This is a genomic window from Comamonas brasiliensis (assembly GCF_018292285.1).
GTDB classification, from domain to species: Bacteria; Pseudomonadota; Gammaproteobacteria; order Burkholderiales; family Burkholderiaceae_C; genus Comamonas; species Comamonas brasiliensis.
Genome location: NZ_JAANES010000004.1, coordinates 472,203 through 494,975 on the forward strand (window position 1 = coordinate 472,203; position 22,773 = coordinate 494,975).

The 22,773-nt window shown below is 65.0% G+C and carries 25 protein-coding genes; 14 read left to right on the forward strand and 11 right to left on the reverse strand.

Going from position 1 to position 22,773, the window contains the following annotated elements:
• Positions 1 to 243 precede the first annotated feature (243 nt).
• The 3 genes from DJFAAGMI_RS18590 to DJFAAGMI_RS18600 form a co-directional block, all read right to left on the reverse strand.
• On the reverse strand, positions 244 to 1,308 hold the full coding sequence (locus DJFAAGMI_RS18590; RefSeq protein WP_211458248.1) for a sensor histidine kinase: 1,065 nt from the start codon (positions 1,306 to 1,308) through the stop codon (positions 244 to 246).
• Positions 1,301 to 2,119 carry a hypothetical protein gene (locus tag DJFAAGMI_RS18595; RefSeq protein ID WP_211458249.1) on the reverse strand — a complete coding sequence of 273 codons (819 nt, stop codon included), beginning with the start codon at positions 2,117 to 2,119 and terminating at the stop codon, positions 1,301 to 1,303. The genes DJFAAGMI_RS18590 and DJFAAGMI_RS18595 overlap by 8 nt, the downstream gene beginning before the upstream one ends.
• A 232-nt stretch (positions 2,120 to 2,351) precedes the next feature.
• Positions 2,352 to 2,927, reverse strand: a complete 576-nt coding sequence (locus DJFAAGMI_RS18600) for a flavin reductase family protein (RefSeq protein ID WP_211458250.1) — start codon at positions 2,925 to 2,927, stop codon at positions 2,352 to 2,354.
• A gap of 103 nt (positions 2,928 to 3,030) precedes the next feature.
• Here DJFAAGMI_RS18600 and DJFAAGMI_RS18605 point away from each other — a divergent pair, with 103 nt between their 5' ends.
• Positions 3,031 to 3,405: a VOC family protein gene (locus tag DJFAAGMI_RS18605; protein ID WP_003060301.1), complete on the forward strand. Its 375-nt coding sequence runs from the start codon at positions 3,031 to 3,033 to the stop codon at positions 3,403 to 3,405.
• Here the strand turns inward: DJFAAGMI_RS18605 and DJFAAGMI_RS18610 are convergent.
• Positions 3,384 to 3,659 (reverse strand): hypothetical protein, encoded by a 276-nt coding sequence (locus DJFAAGMI_RS18610; RefSeq protein WP_211458251.1) that lies wholly within the window; start codon positions 3,657 to 3,659, stop codon positions 3,384 to 3,386. The two genes, DJFAAGMI_RS18605 and DJFAAGMI_RS18610, sit on opposite strands and share 22 nt — an antisense overlap.
• Between DJFAAGMI_RS18610 and DJFAAGMI_RS18615 the strand changes: the two genes are divergently transcribed.
• From DJFAAGMI_RS18615 to DJFAAGMI_RS18645, 7 genes are all read left to right on the forward strand, one after another.
• Positions 3,658 to 3,900, forward strand: coding sequence for a hypothetical protein (locus DJFAAGMI_RS18615; RefSeq protein ID WP_019042688.1), 243 nt, complete (start codon positions 3,658 to 3,660; stop codon positions 3,898 to 3,900). The two genes, DJFAAGMI_RS18610 and DJFAAGMI_RS18615, sit on opposite strands and share 2 nt — an antisense overlap.
• Before the next feature lie 132 nt (positions 3,901 to 4,032).
• Positions 4,033 to 4,644: a class I SAM-dependent methyltransferase gene (locus tag DJFAAGMI_RS18620; RefSeq protein ID WP_211458252.1), complete on the forward strand. Its 612-nt coding sequence runs from the start codon at positions 4,033 to 4,035 to the stop codon at positions 4,642 to 4,644.
• A 71-nt stretch (positions 4,645 to 4,715) separates the two neighbouring features.
• Complete coding sequence (locus DJFAAGMI_RS18625) at positions 4,716 to 5,504, forward strand: hypothetical protein (protein ID WP_211458253.1); 789 nt, start codon at positions 4,716 to 4,718, stop codon at positions 5,502 to 5,504.
• A gap of 81 nt (positions 5,505 to 5,585) precedes the next feature.
• A complete protein-coding gene (locus tag DJFAAGMI_RS18630; RefSeq protein ID WP_211458254.1) occupies positions 5,586 to 6,422 on the forward strand; it encodes a tRNA-uridine aminocarboxypropyltransferase in 837 nt (278 codons plus the stop codon).
• A gap of 156 nt (positions 6,423 to 6,578) precedes the next feature.
• Positions 6,579 to 7,541: a transporter substrate-binding domain-containing protein gene (locus tag DJFAAGMI_RS18635; protein WP_211458255.1), complete on the forward strand. Its 963-nt coding sequence runs from the start codon at positions 6,579 to 6,581 to the stop codon at positions 7,539 to 7,541.
• A 50-nt stretch (positions 7,542 to 7,591) separates the two neighbouring features.
• Entirely contained in the window at positions 7,592 to 8,362 is a 771-nt protein-coding gene (locus tag DJFAAGMI_RS18640) for a sterol desaturase family protein (RefSeq protein ID WP_211458256.1), read from the forward strand.
• Between the two features lie 435 nt (positions 8,363 to 8,797).
• Complete coding sequence (locus DJFAAGMI_RS18645; protein WP_211458257.1) at positions 8,798 to 9,901, forward strand: acyltransferase family protein; 1,104 nt, start codon at positions 8,798 to 8,800, stop codon at positions 9,899 to 9,901.
• 5 nt (positions 9,902 to 9,906) lie between these two features.
• Here the strand turns inward: DJFAAGMI_RS18645 and DJFAAGMI_RS18650 are convergent, their stop codons facing one another.
• On the reverse strand, positions 9,907 to 10,569 hold the full coding sequence (locus tag DJFAAGMI_RS18650) for a DUF924 family protein (protein ID WP_211458258.1): 663 nt from the start codon (positions 10,567 to 10,569) through the stop codon (positions 9,907 to 9,909).
• A gap of 287 nt (positions 10,570 to 10,856) precedes the next feature.
• Here DJFAAGMI_RS18650 and DJFAAGMI_RS18655 point away from each other — a divergent pair, with 287 nt between their 5' ends.
• Positions 10,857 to 11,387 carry a DUF1439 domain-containing protein gene (locus tag DJFAAGMI_RS18655; RefSeq protein ID WP_114863766.1) on the forward strand — a complete coding sequence of 177 codons (531 nt, stop codon included), beginning with the start codon at positions 10,857 to 10,859 and terminating at the stop codon, positions 11,385 to 11,387.
• 68 nt (positions 11,388 to 11,455) lie between these two features.
• Here DJFAAGMI_RS18655 and DJFAAGMI_RS18660 read toward each other — a convergent pair whose 3' ends face one another.
• Positions 11,456 to 12,265, reverse strand: coding sequence for a substrate-binding domain-containing protein (locus tag DJFAAGMI_RS18660; RefSeq protein WP_211458259.1), 810 nt, complete (start codon positions 12,263 to 12,265; stop codon positions 11,456 to 11,458).
• A gap of 164 nt (positions 12,266 to 12,429) precedes the next feature.
• Between DJFAAGMI_RS18660 and DJFAAGMI_RS18665 the strand changes: the two genes are divergently transcribed.
• Entirely contained in the window at positions 12,430 to 13,314 is an 885-nt protein-coding gene (locus DJFAAGMI_RS18665) for a LysR family transcriptional regulator (protein ID WP_211458260.1), read from the forward strand.
• 17 nt (positions 13,315 to 13,331) lie between these two features.
• On the opposite strand, the gene DJFAAGMI_RS18670 is transcribed toward DJFAAGMI_RS18665, so the two are convergent.
• On the reverse strand, positions 13,332 to 14,375 hold the full coding sequence (locus DJFAAGMI_RS18670; RefSeq protein WP_211458261.1) for a Bug family tripartite tricarboxylate transporter substrate binding protein: 1,044 nt from the start codon (positions 14,373 to 14,375) through the stop codon (positions 13,332 to 13,334).
• A gap of 234 nt (positions 14,376 to 14,609) precedes the next feature.
• Between DJFAAGMI_RS18670 and DJFAAGMI_RS18675 the strand changes: the two genes are divergently transcribed.
• Positions 14,610 to 15,332, forward strand: a complete 723-nt coding sequence (locus DJFAAGMI_RS18675) for a glutathione binding-like protein (RefSeq protein WP_211458262.1) — start codon at positions 14,610 to 14,612, stop codon at positions 15,330 to 15,332.
• Positions 15,333 to 15,478: 146 nt separating this feature from the next.
• The gene (locus DJFAAGMI_RS18680; protein ID WP_211458263.1) at positions 15,479 to 16,528 is read left to right on the forward strand and encodes a pirin family protein; all 1,050 of its coding nucleotides are present in this window, start codon (positions 15,479 to 15,481) and stop codon (positions 16,526 to 16,528) included.
• An 8-nt stretch (positions 16,529 to 16,536) separates the two neighbouring features.
• Here the strand turns inward: DJFAAGMI_RS18680 and DJFAAGMI_RS18685 are convergent, their stop codons facing one another.
• From DJFAAGMI_RS18685 to DJFAAGMI_RS18695, 3 genes are read right to left on the reverse strand one after another with little or no spacing between them, the layout of a single operon-like run.
• Positions 16,537 to 16,992, reverse strand: coding sequence for a carboxymuconolactone decarboxylase family protein (locus DJFAAGMI_RS18685; protein WP_211458264.1), 456 nt, complete (start codon positions 16,990 to 16,992; stop codon positions 16,537 to 16,539).
• The gene (locus DJFAAGMI_RS18690; RefSeq protein ID WP_211458265.1) at positions 16,964 to 18,373 is read right to left on the reverse strand and encodes a lyase family protein; all 1,410 of its coding nucleotides are present in this window, start codon (positions 18,371 to 18,373) and stop codon (positions 16,964 to 16,966) included. Before DJFAAGMI_RS18690 ends, DJFAAGMI_RS18685 begins: the two co-directional genes overlap by 29 nt.
• 16 nt (positions 18,374 to 18,389) lie before the next feature.
• Complete coding sequence (locus DJFAAGMI_RS18695) at positions 18,390 to 19,376, reverse strand: Bug family tripartite tricarboxylate transporter substrate binding protein (protein WP_211458266.1); 987 nt, start codon at positions 19,374 to 19,376, stop codon at positions 18,390 to 18,392.
• A gap of 98 nt (positions 19,377 to 19,474) precedes the next feature.
• On the opposite strand from DJFAAGMI_RS18695, the gene DJFAAGMI_RS18700 reads away from it, so the two are divergent.
• A complete protein-coding gene (locus DJFAAGMI_RS18700; protein ID WP_419095618.1) occupies positions 19,475 to 20,377 on the forward strand; it encodes a LysR family transcriptional regulator in 903 nt (300 codons plus the stop codon).
• 7 nt (positions 20,378 to 20,384) lie between these two features.
• Here DJFAAGMI_RS18700 and DJFAAGMI_RS18705 read toward each other — a convergent pair whose 3' ends face one another.
• A complete protein-coding gene (locus DJFAAGMI_RS18705) occupies positions 20,385 to 21,272 on the reverse strand; it encodes a LysR family transcriptional regulator (RefSeq protein ID WP_211458267.1) in 888 nt (295 codons plus the stop codon).
• Positions 21,273 to 21,399: 127 nt separating this feature from the next.
• Between DJFAAGMI_RS18705 and DJFAAGMI_RS18710 the strand changes: the two genes are divergently transcribed.
• On the forward strand, positions 21,400 to 22,761 hold the full coding sequence (locus DJFAAGMI_RS18710) for an acyclic terpene utilization AtuA family protein (RefSeq protein WP_211458268.1): 1,362 nt from the start codon (positions 21,400 to 21,402) through the stop codon (positions 22,759 to 22,761).
• The last annotated feature ends 12 nt before the right edge of the window (positions 22,762 to 22,773 follow it).

Genomic DNA, 22,773 nt, shown 5'->3' on the forward strand with positions numbered 1-22,773 from the left:
GCAAAGCGAGTTTTGCCGCACCGCAGCCTGAAATGCGTGGCGCAGTTTTGCCCGGAGGCGAAGCCGCAGGGACGCGGACAGTCGGGTTGTGCTCTTTGCTTACTTTCTGGCGACAGAAAGTGAGTCGCCCGCCGGGGCGAAATCCCGGCCTCTGTCGCAGGCGACGCAGCAAACGGTGAATTCAGGGCAGTAGGAAATTGATAACTGCTAGCGTTTGCTGCATAAGCACTACAGCCCAAAAACTCAATCCTCAGCCCCCAACACCACCCGCGCCGTCAACGCCGTCTTCCCCGGCGAGGACTCAATTCCCAGCAGTCCGCCGACCCGCGCAATGCGCACTGCCATGGAGCGCATGCCAACGCCCAGGCCCGATGCCTCCACGGCCTGCACATCAAAGCCTACGCCGTCGTCCTCGATCTCCAGCAGCAGCTCCTGCGCCTGGGGTTGCACCAGGGACAGGCGCACATGGCGCGCCTGGCTGTGCTTGATGACATTGGTCAGCGCCTCTTCGATCAGTCGGGTCAGCGCCAGGTATTGCAGCGCGTTGGGCGGCTGGCTCCAGCTTTGCGGAAACTGCCAGTCGCAGCGCACACCCAGGGCCTCGAACAAATCGTTGAAGCGGCGGCGCAAGGGTGCCAGCCATTCCTGCGGAGTGGCGGGCACGCGCACCTGGGCCGAGGCGTTGTTGTCTATGCTCTGGCGCAGGTCGTTGCGGATGAGCTTGAGCATGGACAACACCTGGGGCCGGGTCAGGGCTTCGCTGCCTTGCTCGACCGAGGCAATCATGTGGACCAGCTCGCCGCCCAGGCCGTCGTGCAGATCGTGGGTCAGGCGCAGGCGCTCCTGCAGGCGCGCGTTGGAGAGCTTCTGGGCTTCCAGCTCGGCGCGCAGATGCTCGGATTTCTTCTGCTCGGTGATGTCGAAGGTGAAGCCGATCAGGGCCGTGGTCTGGCCTTGCTCGTCGCAGAGCACATGCACCACTTCCCTGACCCAGACAAAGCGGTTGTCGCTGGTCAGCGCGCGGTACTCGGCTTCGTGGTCCACGCCGGCCAGGCACAGCTCCACGCAGCGCGAGACGGTTTGCTCGCGTTCGTCGGGGTGGATGCGTTCGGCCCAGTCGTTCACGGTCTCCCAGCTCTCGGGACTCCAGCCCAGCAAGTCCGCGATCTGCGGACCGATATAGCTGTATTTCTGGCTGGCCCAGTCGATCTTGAAGGGGATCGCCAGGGTGGACTCCAGCAGCGTCTGGTAGAGGCGGTTGCCGGTGTCGGGTTCGAGTGTGCGCAGGCGGGGGCGGACTTCAAGCATGGAGCGCTCCTGTCATGTCCAGAAGGGGGTGGGTGGTGGGCAGCTCGTTCCAGAACCAGTAGAAATAGCCGCCTTCGGTCTGCAGCAGGGTCTGGGTTTTGACGCTGGAGCGCGCTATCCCGCGCCAGCAGGCTAGGGCCGAGTTGCGGTTGCCGTGCAGATCCAGGCAGGTCTGCCCGGGCAGGCTGGGCCGGGGCGGCACATACAAGGCCTTGCCGCGCGGCAGCCAGAGGTCGGCAAGACAGATTTTCTGCTGCTGTGGCCAGTACTTTCCCACCGAAATCACCAGCGGCAGATGCGGATCGATGGAGGTGAAGACATGCGGGAAATCGTGATGCTCGAGATCGGTGCAGACCTTGCCCAGCAGACGGTAGCCCGTTCCCTCGTAGGGCGAGCGGTGCCCGGCAAACATGCCGTATTCATAGTCGACCAGCTGAAGATGCGGCTGCGGGCTGGTGATGCGGATGCCCTGTCCCGATTCGATCAGCGTCATGCCGAAAGCCGCTGCGGTTTCAGGGGTGGCGGCCAGGGCCTGGTACTCGATCCGGTCGGCCTGGAAAACCAGCTGGGTCTGGCTGCCGTATTCGGGCTGCGGATGCGTGGTGGTTGCCGAAAGGACGCGGTATGCGTTGCCGATGGCGACCTCGGGATTGCTGACGGCCGGCTCCAGCACCGTCAAGCCTGCGGGCGGCTCTGCGCAGTAGTGCGGGTAGCCGTGGAGATTGCAGAAGAACGGTGTCTGCGACAGATCGACCGCAGTCGGCGCATCTTCCTTGATGAACAGCACGGGATCGAAAAACTCTTGCGCCATGGCCTGTCACTTTGCGGTGATTGATAGCAGAGATCGCTGCCCTGTGCGCTGCTACTGCACCGGCAGCCCAGGGTGATTGATAGCTCAGTCAGTGCTGCAGTCTAAATCAAGGGGCTGACAAAGGTCCGGGCGCACACGTACTGCGGGCCGGACGCCTTGCCTCTTGCGGATTTTTGCTTTGCTTTCGATAGCTGAAAGCGATTGCTGCATCAGCGCTTCGAAGCTGAAAACCTTATTTCACCAGCACCGATTCGCCGATCGCAAAGAACTGCCCGCCGGCCACATAGTGCAGGGTGCGCAGCTCGGCGGGGGCGGAGCCGAACTCCCAGTGTCCGTTGCGGAACACGCGCTCGTCGGCCCAGGCGGCCACGACTTCGGCGATGAACAGGTCATAGCTCTGCTGGTTGTGCGGCTCGGGGATCAGCCTGCAGACCAGCCAGGCGGCGCAGCCAGCCACAAGCGGTACATCGAAGCCCGGTGCGTCGAACAGCTGCACGCCATGTTTGGCGAGCTTGTGGGGTTCGGTGACGGCGCTGTCCGTGCCGATGCCCACCGTCAGCGCGGCCTGGGGCACGGTGGGCAGTTGCAGGGCAAAGAGGCCGCAGCCTTCGACCAGGGCACGCGTGCGCGTGGCCTTGTCGAGCACCACGCTGATCTTGGGCGGCGCGAAATCGAGCGCGCAGGCCCAGGCCGCGCTCATGGCATTGCGCTCGCCTGCATGCTGGGCCGAGACGATGACCGTGGGGCCGTGATTGAGCAGGCGGTAGGACTTGTCCAGGGGAACCGGGGTGAAATGGTCTGGCAGCATGGTGGGCTGAAAATGGGTGACAGAAGAGGGCGGCAAGCTCCCGTTACGATGGCTTGCCGATTTCCCATCTTCGCCCGAAACAGGGCTTTTCCAGGAGACAACCATGTTTAGCCACATCATGCTGGGTGTAAATGATCTGGAGTCCAGCAAGCGCTTTTATGACGCGCTGCTGGGTCAGTTGGGCATTGCGCCCGGCGTTGCCAACAAGAACCGTTTCTTCTACCGCAGCCCCACGGGCGTGTTTGCCATCTCCACGCCCATCAACGGCGAAACGGCAAGCTCGGGCAATGGCGCGACCACGGGCTTTCTGGCCCAGTCCACCGATCAGGTGAACGCGGCCCATGCGGCGGGCCTGGCCGCAGGCGGTGTGTCGATCGAGGACGCGCCGGGCTGGCGTGGCGATTCCATGTATCTGGCCTATCTGCGCGACCCCGACGGCAACAAGATCTGTCTGGCCTATCGCCCCGCGAAGGCATGATCGAGGCTGACTGAACCAGGGCCGCGCAAGCGGCCTTTTTTGTCTTCAGCGGTGGGGATCAAAAACAGGAGCTGTCTGCGCTTGCCGGGCAGGGCCTTGAGCCCCGAGTGGCAACAGAGAACGCGGTCATGCCCGACCTGCAAGCGGTGATGCTGCCAGCGCCGCAGGTGCAAAACCGGGGCAGGCGGCACAATGGCTGCTTTGCAGCGCGGGCGGATGTCCGGGGCCTGCACCACATTCAGTAGTTTTTTCATGACCAACACCACCACTCCTGCCGAAGACCATCTGTGCGACGCCTGTGCCGGCATTCAGCGCAATTGGCGCAAAGCCCCCGGCCATGCCGAACTGATGCAGCGCGGCAACCGCAAGGAGGAGCGCGGCTCGACCACGGCGACGGTGACCCGCTATGTCTGCGAGCGCTGCGGCACGGTATGGGACTACGAGAACAACAAGCAGGACCAGCGCAAGGGCTGGTCCGTGGTCGGCAGAATTTAACTCCCTGAGGCGCTGCGCGCCTTGCCCCGGCGGGGCCGCCCAGGCTCTTGCTGGCTGTCTCTTTCCTGAGTCAGCGTCGGTTTTGTGAAGTTTCGGCGTCTTCGGGCGCCGTTTGTTTTTGAAGGAAGCTGCGTGCAATCAGCAAGCGACGAGTGGTTTGACGAGGCGTATTACCAGCGCTTTTACTTTGACAAAAAGACCAGCGTGATCGATCCCGAGCACGCGCGTCGGCTGGGTGCGTTTGTCTGCTCGTATCTTGCGTATCTGCGCGTGCCCGTGCAGCGGGTGCTTGACGTGGGCTGCGGCATAGGCCTGTGGTGCGAGGCGGTGCAAAAGCACTTTCCGGGCGTGCAGTATCAGGGCGTGGAGTTCAGTCCCTATCTCTGCGAGCGCTATGGCTGGGAGCAGGGCTCGGTGGTGGATTGGCAACCCAAAGATAGCCAGCCTTTCGATCTGGTGATCTGCCAGGGCGTGTTGCCCTATCTGAGCCCGGCCGACCTGAAAAAGGCGCTGGCCAATCTGGGCCGGCTGTCGCGCGGCGGGCTCTACATCGAGGCCGTGGCACGCGAGGATTACGAGCGCGACATCATCGACGAGGAACTGACCGACCCGCGCCTGTATCGCCACCGTGCCGAGCTGTACCGGCGCGGCCTGCAGCCACACTTCAAGGAACTAGGTGGCGGTGTCTGGCTCAGCCGGAGCGCCGATATGCCGCTGTTCGAGCTGGAGTGCGTGGGAGGCTGAAACTCTGGTTCTTGGCGATTTCGGGGCCTGCACCTATATTGCGGGGCTTGCGAACTCACAAGGATATGGAGATGCCTCATCGCTGGATCAAACGCTGCGGAGTCTGGACGGGCACTGTGGCGGCAGCGGCACTGCTGCTGGCCTGCTCGGATTCCAAGACCGAGGGTGCCGCACCCCCGGCACAGGCACAGGCCCCCGCAACTGCGCCAGCCCCTGCGCCCGCAGCGCCTGCCGCAGAATCCAGGCGCGTGATCGACCAGCTGTTCAGCACCGAGACCATAGGCATGAATCTGGCCTATGCGCAGAAGATCGCCGGCCCGGCCATGCGTTCGGAATTCCACCGCCACCAGTTCCGCACCGATGGCTGCGATATCACCCTGGTCAGCGACGAGGCCGACAAGGTGATCGAGTCGGTCGAGATCGATATCGCGCCCAGCTGTAATCTCTCGCTCAAGAGCGTGCTGAACGTGTCCGAGGGGCAGCCCGATATCAAGCTCGGCGACCTGACTTTCGGCAGCTTCGAGCCCTTGCTGGACAGCCGTTACTACGCCGACTGCCTGACGCTGTGCGGCAATGCCGCCGACCCCGTGGTGTATCTGGAGGCCAAGGGTTCGCGCCTGACCAACTTCATCAATTACTCGGTGCAGGCCCCCATGGTTGACGGCAAGGTGCTGGATGCGACGGCCGCCTGGCGCGACGCCATGGTCAAGGCCGAGTCCGACGACTATGTGCTGGACACACGTTTCAACTGCGAGCCGAACCGCTTCAGGAATGTGATTTCCGCCGGACTCAAGAATGCCAGGCCCACGGTGTTCAGCTTTGGCCGTGGTCCGACCTTCGAGCAGGGGGGCTGCGAGTAAGCGGCGCTCCTGCAGCACCAGCACTGGATTTGGCAAAGGCAGGACAATCCGGGCATCTGTCCGAACCCGCTGGTGTCCGTCTTGCCCGCTTCCACGCCTTTGTCCCCTGCCGCTCTGACTCCGCAGAAAACCGTTGCCTCCACGCTGCCCCCGCATGCCGTCTCGCTCTTGCGCCAGGCACGGCTGGCGCGCAGCACGCGTCCGTTTCTGGCGCGTGGCGGCCCCAAGGGCGAGCGCTGCGAAGGCTGCCGCTTGCGTCCCTCGCACTGCATGTGCGCGCTTCGCCCCGAGCTGGCCACGCGCGCGGCCTTCTGCCTGCTGATGCATGATGCCGAGCCGCTCAAGCCCAGCAACACGGGCTGGCTGATTGCCGATGTGGTGAAGGACACCCATGCTTTCGGCTGGTCGCGCACCGAGCTGGATCCGCAGCTGGAGGCCTTGCTGGCCGATCCGCAATGGCAGCCTTATGTAGTGTTTCCTGGCGAATATACCGAGCCTGCCGAGCGTGTGCTGGAGACGCTGGACGGCGGCGACAGCCGCGCGCTGCAGCCGGGCAGACGCCCGCTGTTCATACTGCTGGACGCGACCTGGTCTGAGGCGCGCAAGATGTTCCGCAAAAGCCCGTATCTCGATGGCTTTCCCGTGCTCAGCCTGCACCCGGACCTGATCTCCCGCTACCAGCTGCGCAGATCCAAGCGCGACGACCATTTCTGTACCAGCGAGGTGGCGGCCCTGTGTCTGGAGCTGGTGGGCGATGCCGGCGATGTGCAGGCCGGCCAGGTGCTGGAGAGCTATCTGGGCGTGTTCACCGAGCGCTATCTGCGGGCCAAGCACCAGCAGCCGGTCGATGAAGCCAGCAGCGTCCATCAGCGCCTGCGTGAACTGACGGGGGCTGCCCCCGCGAAACGCGACGCGTGAGGCGACGCGCAGGCATAAGCATTCCACTCAAAGCGATAAGCGAGCAACGACAATCGGGCCAGGGCCTCATGAGTGCATGGGGTGCGTGCCGGATCGGGTGGGTGATGAGCGCCGATGACCAGGGGTCTCGGCGCTTTTGTTTTTCGGGAGTGGATGATGGGCAAGTCGTTGAAATGGGCAGGGTTGGCAGCAGCGCTGGTATGTGCGGGTTCTGCCATGGCCGCGGGCAAGACCGAAGCGGCGAGCTCCAATATCGGTGCCAATATCGACACGGCGGTGGATCTGTCCGCATCGCCCACTTTGCAGCGCTGGCAGGCAGGCGGCGCCGTGGTGCTGGGGGTGCGGGAGGCTGCGGTTCCCATGTCCTACGCGATCGGTGCGAACGAGAAGTTCGTCGGCTATCACATGGACCTCTGCGAGCGCGTGGTGCATGCGATCGCGCCCAAGGCCCAGATCAAGTACATGGTGCTGACGCCGCAGAACACCATGCCGCTGATCAACAACGGCACGGCCGATTTCAACTGCGCCAGCATGACCAACAACCTCACGCGCCAGAAGCAGGTTGCGTTCGGCCTGACCACCTATGTCAGCGAGGTGCGCATGGCCGTGCGTGCCGACTCGGGCATCACCTCGTTCAAGCAGCTGCAGGGGCGCAATGTGGGCGCCATCACGGGCACGACGGCGGTGCAGATTCTGCGCAAATACGCCAGCGACAACGAGCTGAACTTCAAGACGCTGATGAGCAAGGACCAGTTCGAGAGCTTTCTGATGCTGGAGTCGGGTCGCGTCGATGCCTTTGTGCTGGACGACAACATGCTGGCCGGCGTGATCGGTCAGAGCAAGAACCCCAAGGGCTACAAGATCGTGGGCGAGGTGATCGGTGCCGAGCCGATTGCCATCCAGTTCAGCAAGAACGACCCGCAGATCAAGAAGGCCGTGGACGGCGCTATTTTGCAGATGATCCGCTCGGGCGAGTTGCACAAGCTCTACAGCAAATGGTTCATGCAGCCCATTGCGCCCAAGAACGTGAACCTGAACCTGCCCATGGGCGAGGTGCTCAAGAAGCAGCTGGCCGCACCCAACGACACGCCGCTGGAGCAGTTCGTATTGCCCCAATAAAGCGGCAGGCCCACATCAGCCGATAGACTGCAAGGCAAACCTCAAGGGGAATGATTGCCGTGCTGGAGTACCTGGTCTATCCGCTGATTGCGCTGCTGTTCGTGGCGGTCTTCACGCGCGAGGTGATTGCGCCCGCCTCGCGCAATCTCTGTGACCGGCGCTGGCTGATCTACAGCAGCGCCCTGGGCGCGCTGACGCTGGTCTGCACGCTGGCGCTGGGCTGGTTGCTGGAAGACCGGATTCGCCAGCATGCGCTGCTGGATGTGGGCGCACGCTGGAACCCGCTGCTGGTGGGCTTGTTGAGCTTTTTCATCACCAGCTTTGTCTTTTACTGGTGGCACCGCGCCACCCATGCCTCGGATCTGCTGTGGCGCGTGTTCCACCAGCTGCATCACAGTGCGCGGCGCATCGAGGTGCTGACCTCGTTCTACGCCCACCCACTGGACTCCTGCGCCGCCATGCTGCTGAGCGTGATCTCCAGCTACTGGGTGCTGGGTGCCAGCCCGGCGGCGGCAGCCGTGGCCCTGGGGCTGACGGCAGCCTTTGATCTGTTCACTCATGCCGATCTGCGCACGCCGCGCTGGCTCGGCTATGTGCTGCAGCGCCCGGAAATGCATACCGTGCACCATCAGCATGGTCACCATGCGCAGAACTACGGCCTGCCGCTATGGGACATCTTGTTCGGCACCTGGACCAACCCCGCCGAGCGTGCGCAGCAGCTGGGCTTTGATGACGACAAGTCCGAACGCGTGGCCGAGATGCTGCTGTGGCGCGATGTGCACCAGAGTGCGCCCGCTTGCGGCCGCCACAAGTCATCCTGAAGCTTCGAAATTGATAGCTGATGGTGCTGATGGGTGGAGCGCGGCCTGCTGTTTTTGTTCTTAATTGTTAACACGGCTTGCCAAGACCCTGCCAGAGCTCGGCAAGCTCCGCCCCCTGCTTGGGTCGGTGGCAAAAATCTGTTCAAATTGCCCCGGTCTGTTCACCTGTCAACAGACGCCAAGCCGTCTGGCTGCGGGCATTCATAACATTCTGTGGCCTCACCACCGGTGAGATGCAACAGACAAATCGCCTGCCAGGTTCCGGCACCCCCGAGCGTGTTTCCATGCGCTTTGCGACCCCCGGGTCGCTGCAAAGAGCTGTTACTGCCTCTTTGCTCAAATTCTGAATACTGCTTCAGCCATGTCTCATGCGTGGCTGTGATCGTTTGTCTGCAAGCCCGGCCCGTGCCTGGGCGAAAGGAAAGGTGTCCGGTTTTGGTGGAGTCGGCGTTCAAGCTGCGCTACAACCCAGCGCTCGATGGATTGAGAGGCATAGCCATTGTGCTGGTGCTGCTCTCGCACGCACATGCCCCGATGTTCGACGGCGCCTTCTTCGGCGTCGATCTGTTCTTCGTGCTCAGCGGCTTTTTGATCACCTCCTTGCTGCTGATGGAATATCGGCAGCATGGCAAGCTCGATTACTGGCGTTTTTACCGCCGCCGCTTCTTCCGGCTCATGCCTGCACTGGCGCTGTTTCTGCTCGCGTACTGCGTGTTCGCGCCCTTTATCTGGCCAGACCTCACGGATATCTATTCGGACGCCCTGGTCTCCATCCTCTACCTGGCTGATTACGGCATTGCCTTCTTCGACAGTCCGGACACGCTGCTGCATATGTGGTCGCTGTCGGTGGAGGAGCATTTCTATCTGATCTGGCCGCCGCTGCTGGTCCTGCTGCTACGCAAGGCCACGCCGGGCCGGGTCTGGGCGCCGCTTGCGGCGCTGTGGCTGCTGAGCACGCTGTGGCGCATCTTCTGGGTGGTGCAGGGCCAGCAGTTCTACGAAATCTTCTTCCGCTTCGATACACGGGCCTCGGGTCTGCTGGCCGGTGCCTTGCTGGCGGCACTGATGATGGAGCGCCCCCAATGGATAGAGCGTCTGCAGTCGCTGCGCGCCTACACCATGTGGTTTGTGCTGGCCGTGCCCTTGATCATGGAGCTGGAATGGGACAACCAGCACGCCATGGTCTGGGGTGTCACGGTGGTGGAGTGCGCCGCCCTGGTCGTGCTGCTGGCCGTGCAAAAGCCCACGGGTCTGGTCTATGAAATGCTGACGGCGCCAATGCTCATCAAGCTGGGCCAGCTGTCCTACGGCATCTACCTCTGGCATTACCCGGTGGTGCGCTATCTGCGTGCCGATTACTCCTGGCCCGTGACCGTGGTCGCGGGCCTGCTGATCTCGACTGCACTGTCGGCCCTGTCGTTCTACACGGTAGAGCGTTGGGCCATGCGCCACCGCGACCTGGGGGCGGGCAAAAAGCCCGTGCGCCAGCCCCTGGCGCGCCAGGAGCCTGCGCTGCGCGAGGCTACGCGCGGCTCGTGATTGCCCTAGAAGCCTGAGCCGGGCTGGGCCAGGTACTCAGCCTCTTCGGCGGTACTGGCGCGACCCAGAATGTGGTTGCGGTGCGGGAAGCGGCAAAAACGCTCTATCACCACCTGATGGCGATGGGCGTAGTCCAGCGTTCCGGCCAGATATTCGCGCAGTTCGGCGTCCGTGGCGCTCTCCTGCAAGTCCTTGAAGGCGGCCACACTGCGTTGCTGCATGGCCGGGTCTTCGGCATGTTCCAGTGGCAAGTACATGAAGACGCGGGCCACCTCGGGCAGTAGCCGGTCGCTGCCGCAGTCCATTGCCTGCAGCGCAAGTGCCAGGGCCTGCGCATCGCCGGCAAAGCTCTTTGGGGTGTTGCGGTGGATATTGCGCGTGAACTGGTCCAGCAGGATCACCAGTGCCAGCTGCTGCCATGGACCCTGGGTTGCCCAGTGTTGCAGCGCACCGCCCAGAGCGGCCTCCACCGCAGGGCCAAAGCGCTGGCGCAGCTCGTCGTCGAAGGCCGCAGATTTGGTGAACCACTGCGCCTTGTGCTTGAGGGCATCGGCATTGCCGGGCCTGACGCTGCCGAACCACAGGGTCAGGATCTGGTCGGGCAGGCTGGTGTCCTGGGCGGCGGCTGTCAGTGCCTCATGGCTGAGGGAAGAGGGATATGCAGTCATGCAAATCATTGTGCATGCACTGCTGCTGTGTGCCGACGGTCAACCCCTGGTGGCGTCGGACGTTAGATAACAGTCTTTTACCTGCAGATTGCATCAGATAGGGAACTGCCAACATCCATCGAGACTCTGTGGAATAGCAGGCTCGGAGACAATGGAGTACTCAAAAACCATAGCTGATAGCGTTGGTTTATCAAGCGTTTGCACGGGTTTTGAATCAGGTTTTACGGAGTTCGGTGGTCGTGATGAATCGGCGCTCATGGTTGGCGGTGACAGTATTGGGATTGGGAATGGCTGCCACAGGCTGCTCGGGCAAGTCCGTGCCCAGCAGCGTGAGCGTGAGCCAGCAGAAGCTGCAGGAGATGCTGGCCAGGCGTTTCCCCAGGCAGTTCCCTGTGGCGGGTTTGCTGCAGCTGGATCTGAAGGCGCCGCAGCTGAGCATGGTGCCCGAGCGCAATATGCTCAACGCCGTGATTCCGGCCGAGCTCAGCGGCAAGGTGCTCAAGGAGCAGTACAGCGGCCTGCTCAATGTCGATTTCGCGCTGCGCTATGAACCCACCGACCGCACCTTGCGCGCCTACCAGATCAAGGTCAACCAGCTCAGCATGGACGGGCTGTCGCCCGCGCTCAGCGATATGCTGGGCACCTACGCCACGGCCTTGGCCGAGCAGGCCATGGGCCAGGTGGTGCTCTATCAGCTGCAGGACCAGGATCTGGCCCTGGTCGATGCGCTGGCGATGGAGCCTGGCGCCATTACCGTCACCGCCCAGGGGCTGACCGTGGCCCTGGTGCAGAAAGCCGGCCCGGGTAGCAAGCGCTGAGCTGCCAGGCGACAAAAAAAGCCCGCAGGCTTTGCCTGGCGGGCTTTTTTTGCGGGTCCGCGCGGCGCTCAGCGGGACTTGGCAATGGGCTCCAGGCCGGTGTCACGAATCGTCTTGGCGGCGGCGGGCGAGGTGTAGTACTTGAGCAGCTGCTCCAGCCCTTGGGGGTTGGTGGAAGTGCTGGCCGTGCCGGCCGAGAAGATGGTGTAGTGCTGCACCGAATCGGGCAGGGTGCCGACATAGCTGATGCCCTCGATGGGCAACAGTTCGCTGACCTGCTGCAGGCCGATTTCGGCCTCTCCCCGCGCCACGATGGTGCCCACGCGCTCGGTCACGATCTTCCTGCTCTTGGGCATGACCTGATCGTGAATGCCCAGCTTCTTGAGCATCTGGGTTTCGTAGTAGGTACCGCTGGCGCTGGCCGAGTAGGCAATGCTCTTGGCATTGAGCAGCACCTGGCGCAGCTTGTCCTCGCTGCTGATGTCGGGGATGGGAGCACCCTTCTTCACGGCCACGCCCACGGCAGAGCGCACCAGGTCGATCTGGGTGCCGTTGCGCACCAGGCCCTTGGCGGCCAGATCGTCGAGCGCGCCACGCGCCAGAATCACCACGTCGGCCTTTTCACCCTTGCTCAGGCGGTTGGGAATGGAGGTGGGCGAGGCACCCATGGACGAGCCATAGGCCGACTCCACTGCCAGGCCGGTCTGGGCTGTGAACTGCGGTGCCAGCAGCTTGTGTGCTGCAGTGAAGCCGCCCGAAGTCATGAGGCGCACGGGCTCCTTGGGCGTGCTGCCCGGTTGCTGGGCACAGCCTGCAGCCAGGGCCACAGCGCTGATCAGAAGGGCTCGGCGGACGGTGAAAAGGGGAAACGGCTTCATCAATGTCTCTCTGTATTGGGCTGGTCTGGATAGGCCTTGAACCCTTATTGAATCGACGCAGACAGCTGCGGTTGTCATAGCTTCTGCGGCTGAGCGGATTGTGAAAAGTTGCGGCCTTTGCGTCCAATACCGTTTGCGTCTGGACTTGATACGAAAATCGTCCTATGGATTTGCGCCGTCTGACCTGTTTTCTGGCCGTGGCCGAGGAGCTGAATTTCAGCCGTGCGGCCCAGCGTTTGCATATGAGCCAGCCCCCGCTGAGCCAGCAGATCCGTCTGCTGGAGCAGGAGATGGGGGCGCAATTGTTCGAACGCTCGCGCCGAGCCGTTGCGCTGACGCCGGCAGGCCTGCTGCTGCAGGACAAGGCGCGGCAGATCGTGGAGCTGCATCAGCAGGCGGGCGAGCTGGTGCGCATGGCAGCCCATGGCCTGGCGGGGCGGTTGCGCATCGCCTTCACGGCATCGGTGCCGCTGTTTGACGAGTTCTCGGCCATGCTGCGCGAGTTTCGCAGCCGCCACCCGCAGGTGGAGCTGGATCTGCAGCATATGACGACGGGCGAGCAGATCGCGGCATTGACTGCCGGGCAGATCGACATCGGCTTTATGCGGCCTTCGCCGACCTTCCGCATTCCGGTGCCGATACGCGAGCAGACACTGTGGCGCGACGAGCTGAGGCTGGCACTGCCCTTGGCGCATGCCGCCTCGGCGGCGAACGAGCCACTGGCACTGAGCAGCCTGGCCGATCAGCCTTTTGTGCTGCATCCGGCCGTGCTGGGTGGTGGCCTGCACGAACATATTCTGGCGCTGTGCAGCGAGGCTGGCTTTGTGCCGCGCATCGCCCAGCCGGCGCGTGAGACCTCGACCATGCTGGCACTGGTGGCCGCCGGCCTGGGGCTGTCCATCGTGCCCAGCGTCTATGAGCGCATCTGCCCGCCCGGCGTGGTGCTGCAGCCGCTGGCCGACGCCGCGCGCCATTCGCGCATCGCGCTGGTCAGCATGCAGCAGGCGCCGTCACCCTGCGTGCAGATGTTCTGGCAGTTGCTGCGCTAGGGCGGCCTTCGCCGGCATCAGTCCGCGCGAATATCGGCGGCTCGGATGACGTCGCCGAGTTCCCGGGTTTCGGCCTGGATGAAGCTGCCGAACTGAGCCGGTGTTCCCCCCAGGGGCGTGGCACCCATATCGGCCAGCGTCTGGGTGACCGCAGGCGTGGTCAGCGCCTTGTTGAGTGCAGCGTTCAGCGTCTGGATCACGGCCTCGGGCGTTCCCTTGGGTGCTACCAGGCCCCACCACACGGTGGCTTGCACATCCACGCCCAGGGAGCGCGCGGTAGGCACCTGGGGCAGCAGGCGCGAGCCATTCTTGTTGAGCACCGCCAGTGCGCGCAGGTTGCCGCTGTTCACATGGCCCGCGACTTCCAGCGGGTTGATCGCCATGAAGTCCAGACGCCCGCCCAGCAGATCCGTCACGGCGGTGGAGCCGCCCTTGTAGGGAATATGGACGCCCTTGAACTGCCCGGCTTTTTCCAGCAAGGCACTCGCCATATGGCCCGAACTGCCCACGCCTGCCGTGCCATAGGACAGGGCGCCGGGCTTGGCCTTGCCCGCTGCAATCAGTTCGGCCAGGCTTTTGTACGGTGACTTGGCGTTGACCACGACCACCAGTGGCGCCTCGCCGATGCGCCCCACCGGAATCAGGTCGGTCGCGGGGTCGAAGCTGAGCTTGGAGTACAGCGCCTTGTTGGTGGTCAGCGTGTTCGAGGCCGTCAGCAGCGTATAGCCATTGGGCGCGGAGCGTGCCACTGTCGCCATGCCGATATTCGTGCCGCCTCCGGGCTTGTTTTCCACCACGATGGACTGACCCAGAAACTCCGCCATGGGCGTGGTGACCAGCCTGGTCACGATGTCCACGCCTCCGGCCGGCGAATACGGCACGACGACCGTCACGGCGCGCTCCGGAAAGCCTGCGGCAGCGGTCGCACCACTGGCCAGCATCAGCCCTGCAGCCAGCGCGGTAGCGCCTAGGCCCAGCACTTGTCGCCGGCTCAGCAAAGCGCAGGCAGGCGTCTTTGCGCCGCTGAAAAAAGAATCGGGCCTGCCAGGAAGCTGATGCATGTCATATCTCCGTGTTCACTTCTTGTAAGCACCCAATATCACCCGCTGAAGCGCCGTCTTCGATGAGGGAATCTGCGTACCCGCATCTGGCCATCCCAGCCATCGGCAGCGCTGCCTGCAAGGCCGCATGACAACCGTTAGGATGCTCGGGAGCTCTGTGTCGTGGCTTGCCAGGCCACGCCGCCACCCCCTTGCGGGGCTGCAGAGATTGCCAACACGCTCCGAAGGAAACCCATGACGCAACCCCAAGTCCTCGCCGATTTTTCCGTGACCCGCAAATGGCCCGCGCAGCACCCCGAGCGCATCCAGCTGTACTCGCTGCCCACCCCCAACGGCGTGAAGGTATCGATTGCGCTGGAGGAAATGCAGCTGCCCTACGAGGCGCACCTGGTCAGCTTCCAGACCAATGACCAGCTCACACCAGAGTTTGTCGGCACTTTCCCCAACAACAAGATTCCCGCCATCATCGACCCGCAAGGCCCGGGCGGAAAGCCGCTGGCCTTGTTCGAGTCGGCGGCCATCCTGATCTATCTGGCCGAGAAGAGCGGCAGCCCGCTGCTGCCCGCAGACCCTGCAGCGCGCTACGAGACGCTGCAGTGGCTGATGTTCCAGATGGGCGGCGTGGGGCCCATGTTCGGTCAGGTCGGCTTCTTCCACAAGTTCGCGGGCAAGGACTTCGAGGACAAGCGCCCGCGTGACCGCTATGTCAATGAATCGAAGCGCCTGCTGGGCGTGCTGGAGCAGCGCATGCAGGGCCGCGAGTGGATCATGGGCGAGCAGATCACCATCGCCGACATCGCCATCTGGCCCTGGGTGCGCAATATGGTCGACGAAAACGGCTACAACGCCTCCGAGCTGGTGGGCTGGAGCGGGTTTCCCGAGCTGCAGCGTGTGCTCAAGGCCTTCGTGGCCCGCCCGGCGACGCAAAAAGGCCTGAACGTTCCGCCGCGCGGCTGAGTGCCGGCTCGGGCAGACAGGCTTGCCGTTGTTGCAAAAGCGGCAAGTACTGTCCCAGCGGTGATGTCTTTCAAACCCGTGGGCTGGCCTTATCTTCGAGACTTCAGGCCCTGCAGCTGGCAGCGGCCTCTCAAGAGGAGAATTCAATGACCACGAATCGCCCCCCCATTCTGGAAAGCGCCCCGCTGGGGCCGCGCTGGCCCTGCCTGGATCCGTTTCTGTTCTGCGCTCACCACGATGACAGCTATCCGGCCAGCAACGGCAAGATGGGCGTGCAGGCCGTGGAGTTCGAGGGCCGCGAGATGGGCAGCGATTTCAGCGCGCGGAATGGCTTTTCGATGTACCACGGCGAGCCGATTCCGGGCTTCCCGGGCCACCCGCATCGCGGCTTCGAGACCGTGACACTGGTGCGCAAGGGCCGCATCGATCATGCGGACTCGCTGGGTGCTGCAGCGCGTTTCGGCGGCGGCGATGTGCAGTGGCTCACGGCCGGCAAGGGCATCCAGCACTCGGAGATGTTTCCGCTGCTGAGCAGCGACCAGCCCAATCCGCTGGAGCTGTTCCAGATCTGGCTGAACCTGCCTGCGAGGAACAAGATGGTGGAGCCCCACTTCACCATGTTCTGGAACGAGCAGATTCCGCGCCTGAGCTTCAGCGATGCGGCGGGCCGCAACACCACCGTCACGGTGGTGGCAGGAGCCCTGGACGGCGCGGATCCGGCCCTGCCGCCACCGCCCGAGTCCTGGGCCTCCCAGGCCGACAGCGACGTGGCCATCTGGACGCTGGAGCTGGAGCCCGGCGCCCGCTGGACCATGCCGAAGGCCACAGGCCCTGAAACCCATCGCATGCTCTACTTCTTTGTGGGCAAGAGCATGACCGTGGCTGGCGAAGCCGTGAACGGGCATCTGGCCATGCATGTCGATGCGCAGAGCGATCTGGAGCTGGTCAACACCGGCGATGTCAGCGCAGAGGTGGTGCTGCTGCAGGGCAAGCCGATTGGCGAGAAGGTGGCGCAGTACGGCCCCTTCGTGATGAACACGCAGGAGGAGATTATGCAGGCCATGCAGGACTACCGCCGCACCCAGTTCGGCGGCTGGCCCTGGAAGGACAACGACCCGGTGCATGGCGTCGAGAACCGCCGCTTTGCGCGCTACCCGGGCTCGGACATCGACGAGCAGCCGCCTCTGGCCCGCTAAGACCAGGCTCAGGGGGCGAAGCTCGCGGCCTCAGGCATGCGCCCCAGCTCCCCGAGCACCTTGAGCGTGACCGCCATGCCGGTGTTGCCCGCAGGCACGCCGGCATAGACGGCGGTCTGCAACAGCACCTCGCGGATGGTGTCCAGGTCCAGCGGCGCGGCCTCGCTGTCGGCCGGGTCGGCCTGCAGTCCCGTGCGTATGTGCAGCTCGAACTCCTCCCAGCGCCCCATGGCCGCCGTGATGGCCAGCACCATGATGCGGCGCGTTCGGCGCTCCAGGCCCGGGCGGCTCCAGATGCCGTCCCAGGCATAGGCGGTGATCATGCGCTGGAACTCCACATTGAGCACATTCGCGTTCTCCACGGACCGGTCCACCCAGGCATTGCCCAGCACGCGGCGGCGATTGACCAGGCCGCGCTGCAGGCTGTCGGCGGCTTCAGAGGCAGGGTTGGGCTTGTTCTGCATGGGCAGGGCTTTCTTCCATTGGGGTTGGCGAACGGCTGGCCAGGAGGGCCAGGCATTCACGTTGCGAAGCCTGTACGGCCTGCTGCGGGTCGCAGGCCTGGGATAGCGCGCGGCACAGCGCCGGCAGTTGTTCGGTGGTGAGTTCGGGTGCCGTGCGGCTGGCAACCCATTCCATGAGCAGCTCCTGCAGCTCGCGCTGCTGCTCCAGCGCCAGGGGGGCGAGCTGCTCCACGGCGGCCAGGGCTTCATGTTTGCCGATGAAGGGCGCCAGGGCATGCACGCAGGCTTCCGAAAACACCAGGCCCCGCAGACCGGCCACATGAGCCAGCATGCGCTGCGGGTGGACCTGCAGCGTCTGCGCGGCCTGGCGCAGTGCGGCGGCCGCGCCATGAGCGTGGCGCCACAGCTCGGGCCAGTGGGCGACTTCCGCCTGCCATTCACCCAGCGCGCGCTCATGGGCCTGGGCCATGCAGCCCAGCAGCAGGGCGGCCAGCGGCGGCACGGCCTGGGTCTGGGCCACGGCCTGCATGCAGTGCACGGGATTGCGCTTGTGCGGCATGGCGCTGGAAGTGCTGCCGCGCGCGGCCTCGCTGATCTCTGCGACCTCGTACTGCGACATCAGCGACCAGTCGCGCGCGAGCTTGGACAGGCTGCCGCAGCACACGGCCACTTCCATGGCCAGGCGCATCCAGCTGTCGCGCTGCGTATGCCAGCTGTGGCCGCAGGCCTTGAGGCCCAGGTGCTGCGCCAGCGCCTGCTCCACCGCCAGCCTGTGCGTGCCCAGGGTCGCGCCATTGCCCACGGCACCGCCCAGCTGCACGCACAAGGCCTGGGGCGCCAGCTGCGAAAGCTGGTCGATGCTGCGTTGCAGGGCCGCGGCCGACTGTGCGCATTTGAGGCCGAAGCTCGTGATCTGCGCGGGCTGCAGCAGGCTGCGCGCCAGCATGGGCGTGGCCGCATGCCGCGCGGCCAGATCCAGCAATGCGTCGACCAGGGCCTGCAACTCGGCCAGCAGGGCCAGCAGCGCCTGCTGGGTGAGCAGGGCGCTGGCTGTGTCCACGGCATCCTGCGTGGTCGCGCCCCAGTGCAGCCAGGGCAGGCCCTGGGGGGCATGGGCCTGCAGCCACTGCTGCAGCGGCTTGACCAGGGCCAGGCCCAGCGCACCGCTGGCGCGTGCCTGTTCTGCAATGCGGTCGCGGTCCAGGGGCGCCTGCGCGCAGGCGCTGGCAATGGCCTGAGCCGCAGACTCCGGAATCAGTCCGCAATCGGCTTGTGCCCGGGCCAGGCCGGACTCGAAGCGCAGCAGTGCCTGCAGCCACTGCGCATCGGAAAACCAGGCGCCTCCGCCGGCCGGGCCCAGATAGTCGTTCACCAGAGTCATGATGTTTGCGCCGGCCTCAGGCCGTGGCTCCCGATGCCTTGATCACCGCCGCCCACTTGCTGCTTTCCTGGCGGATGCGGGCTGCGTACTGCCTGCTGTCGCCCAGCAGCGGCACAGCCCCTTCCACCTCCAGGCGGGACTGGAAGCTGCCGGAAGCCGCCACCTTGAGGATGTCGCGTCCCAGCGTGGCGACGGTCTCCTGCGTCGTGCCCTTGGGGGCCAGCACGCCATAGGTCAGCGAGCTCTCGAAATCCGCCAGGGCCGGCACGCCGGACTCGGCCACCGTGGGTACGTCGGGCAGCTGGGGCTGGCGCTTGGCGCCGGTCACGGCCAGGGCGCGCAGCTTGCCGGCCTTGACCAGGGCCATGGCCGCCGGGATCACGCCGAAGCTGAAGTCCACATTGCCGCCGACCAGATCGGTCAGCGATGGTGCGGTGCCCTTGTACGGCACGTGGATGGCCTTGGCGCCCAGGGCATGGGCGAACATCTCGCCCGTGAGGTGGCCGCCCGTGCCCGAGCCGCTGGACGCGTAGTTGAGCTCGCCGCTGCGGCGGCGCAGCAGCTCGGCCAGCTGGGCCACGTTCCGGGCGGGAGACGCGGCCGGAACCACCAGCAGCAAGGCCGAGGAGGCGAACATGGCCACCGGCTGCAGATCGGTGGAGGCATTGAACTTGAGGCCCGGGTAGAGCGAGGGGTTGATGGACACCGTGCCCGTATGGCCGAGCAGGAAGATGCTGCCGTCGGCGGGAGCGCGAACCACCATTTCCGTACCCAGATTGCCGCCCGCGCCGGCCTTGTTCTCCACGATCATGCCGTAGCCCAGGGAGTCGTTGAGGCCGTACGCCATCTGCCGTGCCAGCACATCGTTGCCGCCGCCGGGCGCAAAAGGCACGACGATGCGCGTGCTGCGACGCTGGGCGAAGGCGGGCAGGGCGGCAGCGCCCAGACTGGCCGCTGCGGTGGACAGCCACCGGCGGCGGCTGAGGAAATCGGGCTCACGCATTTTTTGTCTCCTTGTCAGTTCGTTGTCCGCAGTGTGGTCCAGGCACGCTCTCGAAAACAGGGCTTGCGGCTGGCATTTGTTTGAAGAAAATGTGTGAGATGGACGTCAAGTACATACACAATTTCTTGCGCGTCGTGCAGACCGGCTCCATGTCCGAAGCCGCGCGCCAGCTCGACCTCAGTCCCTCGGCCATCGCCCAGCAGATGCGCGTGCTTGAAGCCGCGCTCGGCGCACCCTTGCTGGTGCGCCATGGCCGCAGCGTGCGCGCCACTGCGGCCGGCGAGCGCCTGTTCGAGCGCGGGCAACGGCTGCTGCAGGACTTCGACGGCCTGCGCGAATGGGTGCTGGGCGACGCCGACGGCGGCGAGCTGCGCCTGGGCACGGTGAACACGGCCCTGCACGGCTTTCTGCCTGCCGTCCTGCAGGCCTTTGTGGCCCGCCATGAGCAGGTGCGCATCAGCGTGCGTGCCGGGCTCACGCCGGAGCTGTACACCGCCCTGGTGCAGTCCGAGCTCGACGTGCTGATCTGCCTCAAGCCCTCCTTCGACCTGCCCAAGACCGTCTGCTGGGCCGAACTGCGCGAGGAACCCCTGGTCGTGCTGTGCCGCCGCGAGGACGCGCGTCAGGACCCGCTGGAGTTGCTGCGCAGCCGTCCCCTGGTGCGCTATGACCGTGCGCTGGCCGGCGGGCGCCTGGCCGACCGCTACCTCAAGGCCCAGGGCATAGTCCCCGTGGAGCGCATGGAACTCAACTCGGTGCTGGCCGTGGCCATGATGGTCGACCAGGGCCTGGGCGTAGGCCTGGTGCCCGACATTGGCAGCGTGCTTGCCCAGGGGCGCGAGGTGTGCGCGCTGGCGCTGCCGGGAGCGGGCAACGGGTCTGGCGGCACCGGCGACCACGCCCCGGACGCACGCAAGGTCGGCCTGCTGTGGCTCAATACCTCGGCCCGCGCGCGCTGGGCGCGCAGCCTGCTCGACTGTGCGCGCCAATGCCTGGCGTGAAACCCGCTCAGCCAAACTCTCCCGCGAGGAAATCCACCACGGCGCGCACGCGCGGCGCCAGGGATCTGCCGCGCGGATACAGCAGGTAGAAGCGGTCGTCCTCGCTGCGTTCCTGGAACTGCGGCAGCAGCGGCAGCAGGGTTCCGCGCTCCAGGTCGGCGGCGATATGGAAGTGCGCCAGCCGCACCACGCCGTGGCCCAGCAACGCCAGGCTGCGCAACAGCTCGCCCTGGTTGGCGCCGATGTGGCTGGGAATGTCTATGGTCTTGAGCCCGCCTTCCTCATGGAAGGTCCAGCGGTTCCACTGCGTGCGTATGGTGAAGTTCAGGCAGCGGTGCTGCAGCAGATCCTCGGGTTGCTCGGGATGGCCGAAACGCTGGAGGTACTGCGGCGACGCGGCTATCACCCAGGGCCTGAGCATCAGCGGGCGGCCGATCAGCGTCTGCTCCGTAGGCCTGCCGCTGTGGATGGCGACGTCTATGCCCTGACGCACGAAGTCGCCGCGCTCCGTGCCGAGGACGAAGTCCAGGTGCAGGCGCGGGTGCCGGTCCAGTAGCAGGTGCAGGCGCGGCGCCACCAGGTATTTGGCCGTGGTCAGCGCCGTATGGATGCGCACCGTGCCCGAAATTTCGGCATCGGCCACGCGCACACAGGCCTCTGCCTGCTCCATGGCCTGCACCACGCGCTGGCTGGCGATGCGAAAGCGCTCGCCTTCCTGGGTCAGGCGTATGGCTCCGGCAATCCGCTCGAACAGCCGCACGCCAAGGCGTGCCTCCATGCGCGCGATGAGCTTGCTCACCGCCGAAGGCGATAGCTCGAGCCTTCTGCCGGCACCGGAAAAACTACCTTCCTCGATCACGCGCAGGAATACCGTCATCTCGCCGAACTGGTCCATCTAAGGTCTTCGCCCCCTGTGAAATTGATTCACATGCGCTGTGCGCGCGCATGCGTTGTCTCTTGAAAAACGACTGTACAGAATGGTCTCAGACCCCGGGTCTGGGGGAACAACGGAGACAAGCGCAATGAATGACAGCAAGATCCTGCGCATAGGCGCGGGAGCCGCATGGTGGGGCGACCGGATCGAGCCCGCCGCCCTCAATGCCGAGCGTGGTCGGCTCGACTACCTGTGCTTCGAGACCATGGCCGAGGCCACGGTCTCCGCCGCGCAGGTCAGGGCCCGACGGGACCCGTCCTTCCCGGGCTACGACACCTATCTCGACGACCGCATGCGAGCCGTGCTGCCTGCCTGTATGCGCCAGGGCACGCGCATCATCTCCAACCAGGGGTGGATCAACCCGCAGGGTGCGGCACGGCGCATCGTCGAGCTGCTGCGCGAGCTGGGCATCACCGGCGTCAAGGTGGCGGCCGTGGGCGGCAGCCTGATCACCGACCGCGTGCTGTCGCTGGCCCCCACCATCCTGGAGACCGGTGCCCCCACGCAGAGCATTGCCCACTCGCTGATCTCGGCCGAAGCCTATCTCGGGGCCGCTCCCATCGTTGACGCCCTGGCGGAAGGTGCGCAGATCGTGGTCACGGGCCGCGTCGCCGACCCTTCGCTGTTCCTGGCTCCAATGGTGCATGAGTTCGGCTGGGACCTGCTGGACCACGAGCGCGTAGGTGCTGGCAGCGCGATAGGCCATCTGATGGAGTGCGGGGCCCAGGTCACCGGGGGATATTTTGCGGACCCGGGCCTCAAGGACGTGCCCGAACCCTGGAACCTGGCCTTTCCCATCGCCGAGGTCGATGCCGAAGGCGGCGTGACCCTGTCCAAGGTGGAAGGCACGGGCGGCATGATCAGCCTGCAGACTGTCAAGGAGCAGATGCTCTATGAGGTGCACGACCCGGCGAACTACATCACGCCCGATGTGGTGGTCGACTTCACGCAGGCCCGCATCGAGCAGCTGGCGCCGGACCGCGTGCGCGTGACGGGTCTTACGGGCAAGCCGCGCACACCCACGCTCAAGGTTTCCATGGGGTGCACCGAGGGCTTCATCGGCGAGGACATGTTCTTCTACGCCGGCCCCGGCGCGCTGCGCCGCGCCCAGCTGGCCAAGCGCATCCTCGAGGAGCGCCTGCGCATCGTGAAGCTCGATGCCGAGGAGGTACGCATCGACTTCCTGGGCCTGAATGCCGTGCATGGCGCTGCCACGCCGGCGAATGCGCCCGAGCCCTATGAAGTGGCCGTTCGGGTGGCGGCACGCACCCGGTCGCGCGAGGAGGCGGTCAAGGTGGGGCGCGAAGTGGACGGCATGGCGGTCTCGGGGATTGCCCACACCGGCAAGCGCGTGCCGCACCAGGAGCGCACGCGCGAGGTGATAGGCGTGTGGTCCTCGCTGGTGCCGCGCGAGCAGGTGACAGCGCATATCGACTACTTCACGAGCTGAGCAGGGAGCAAA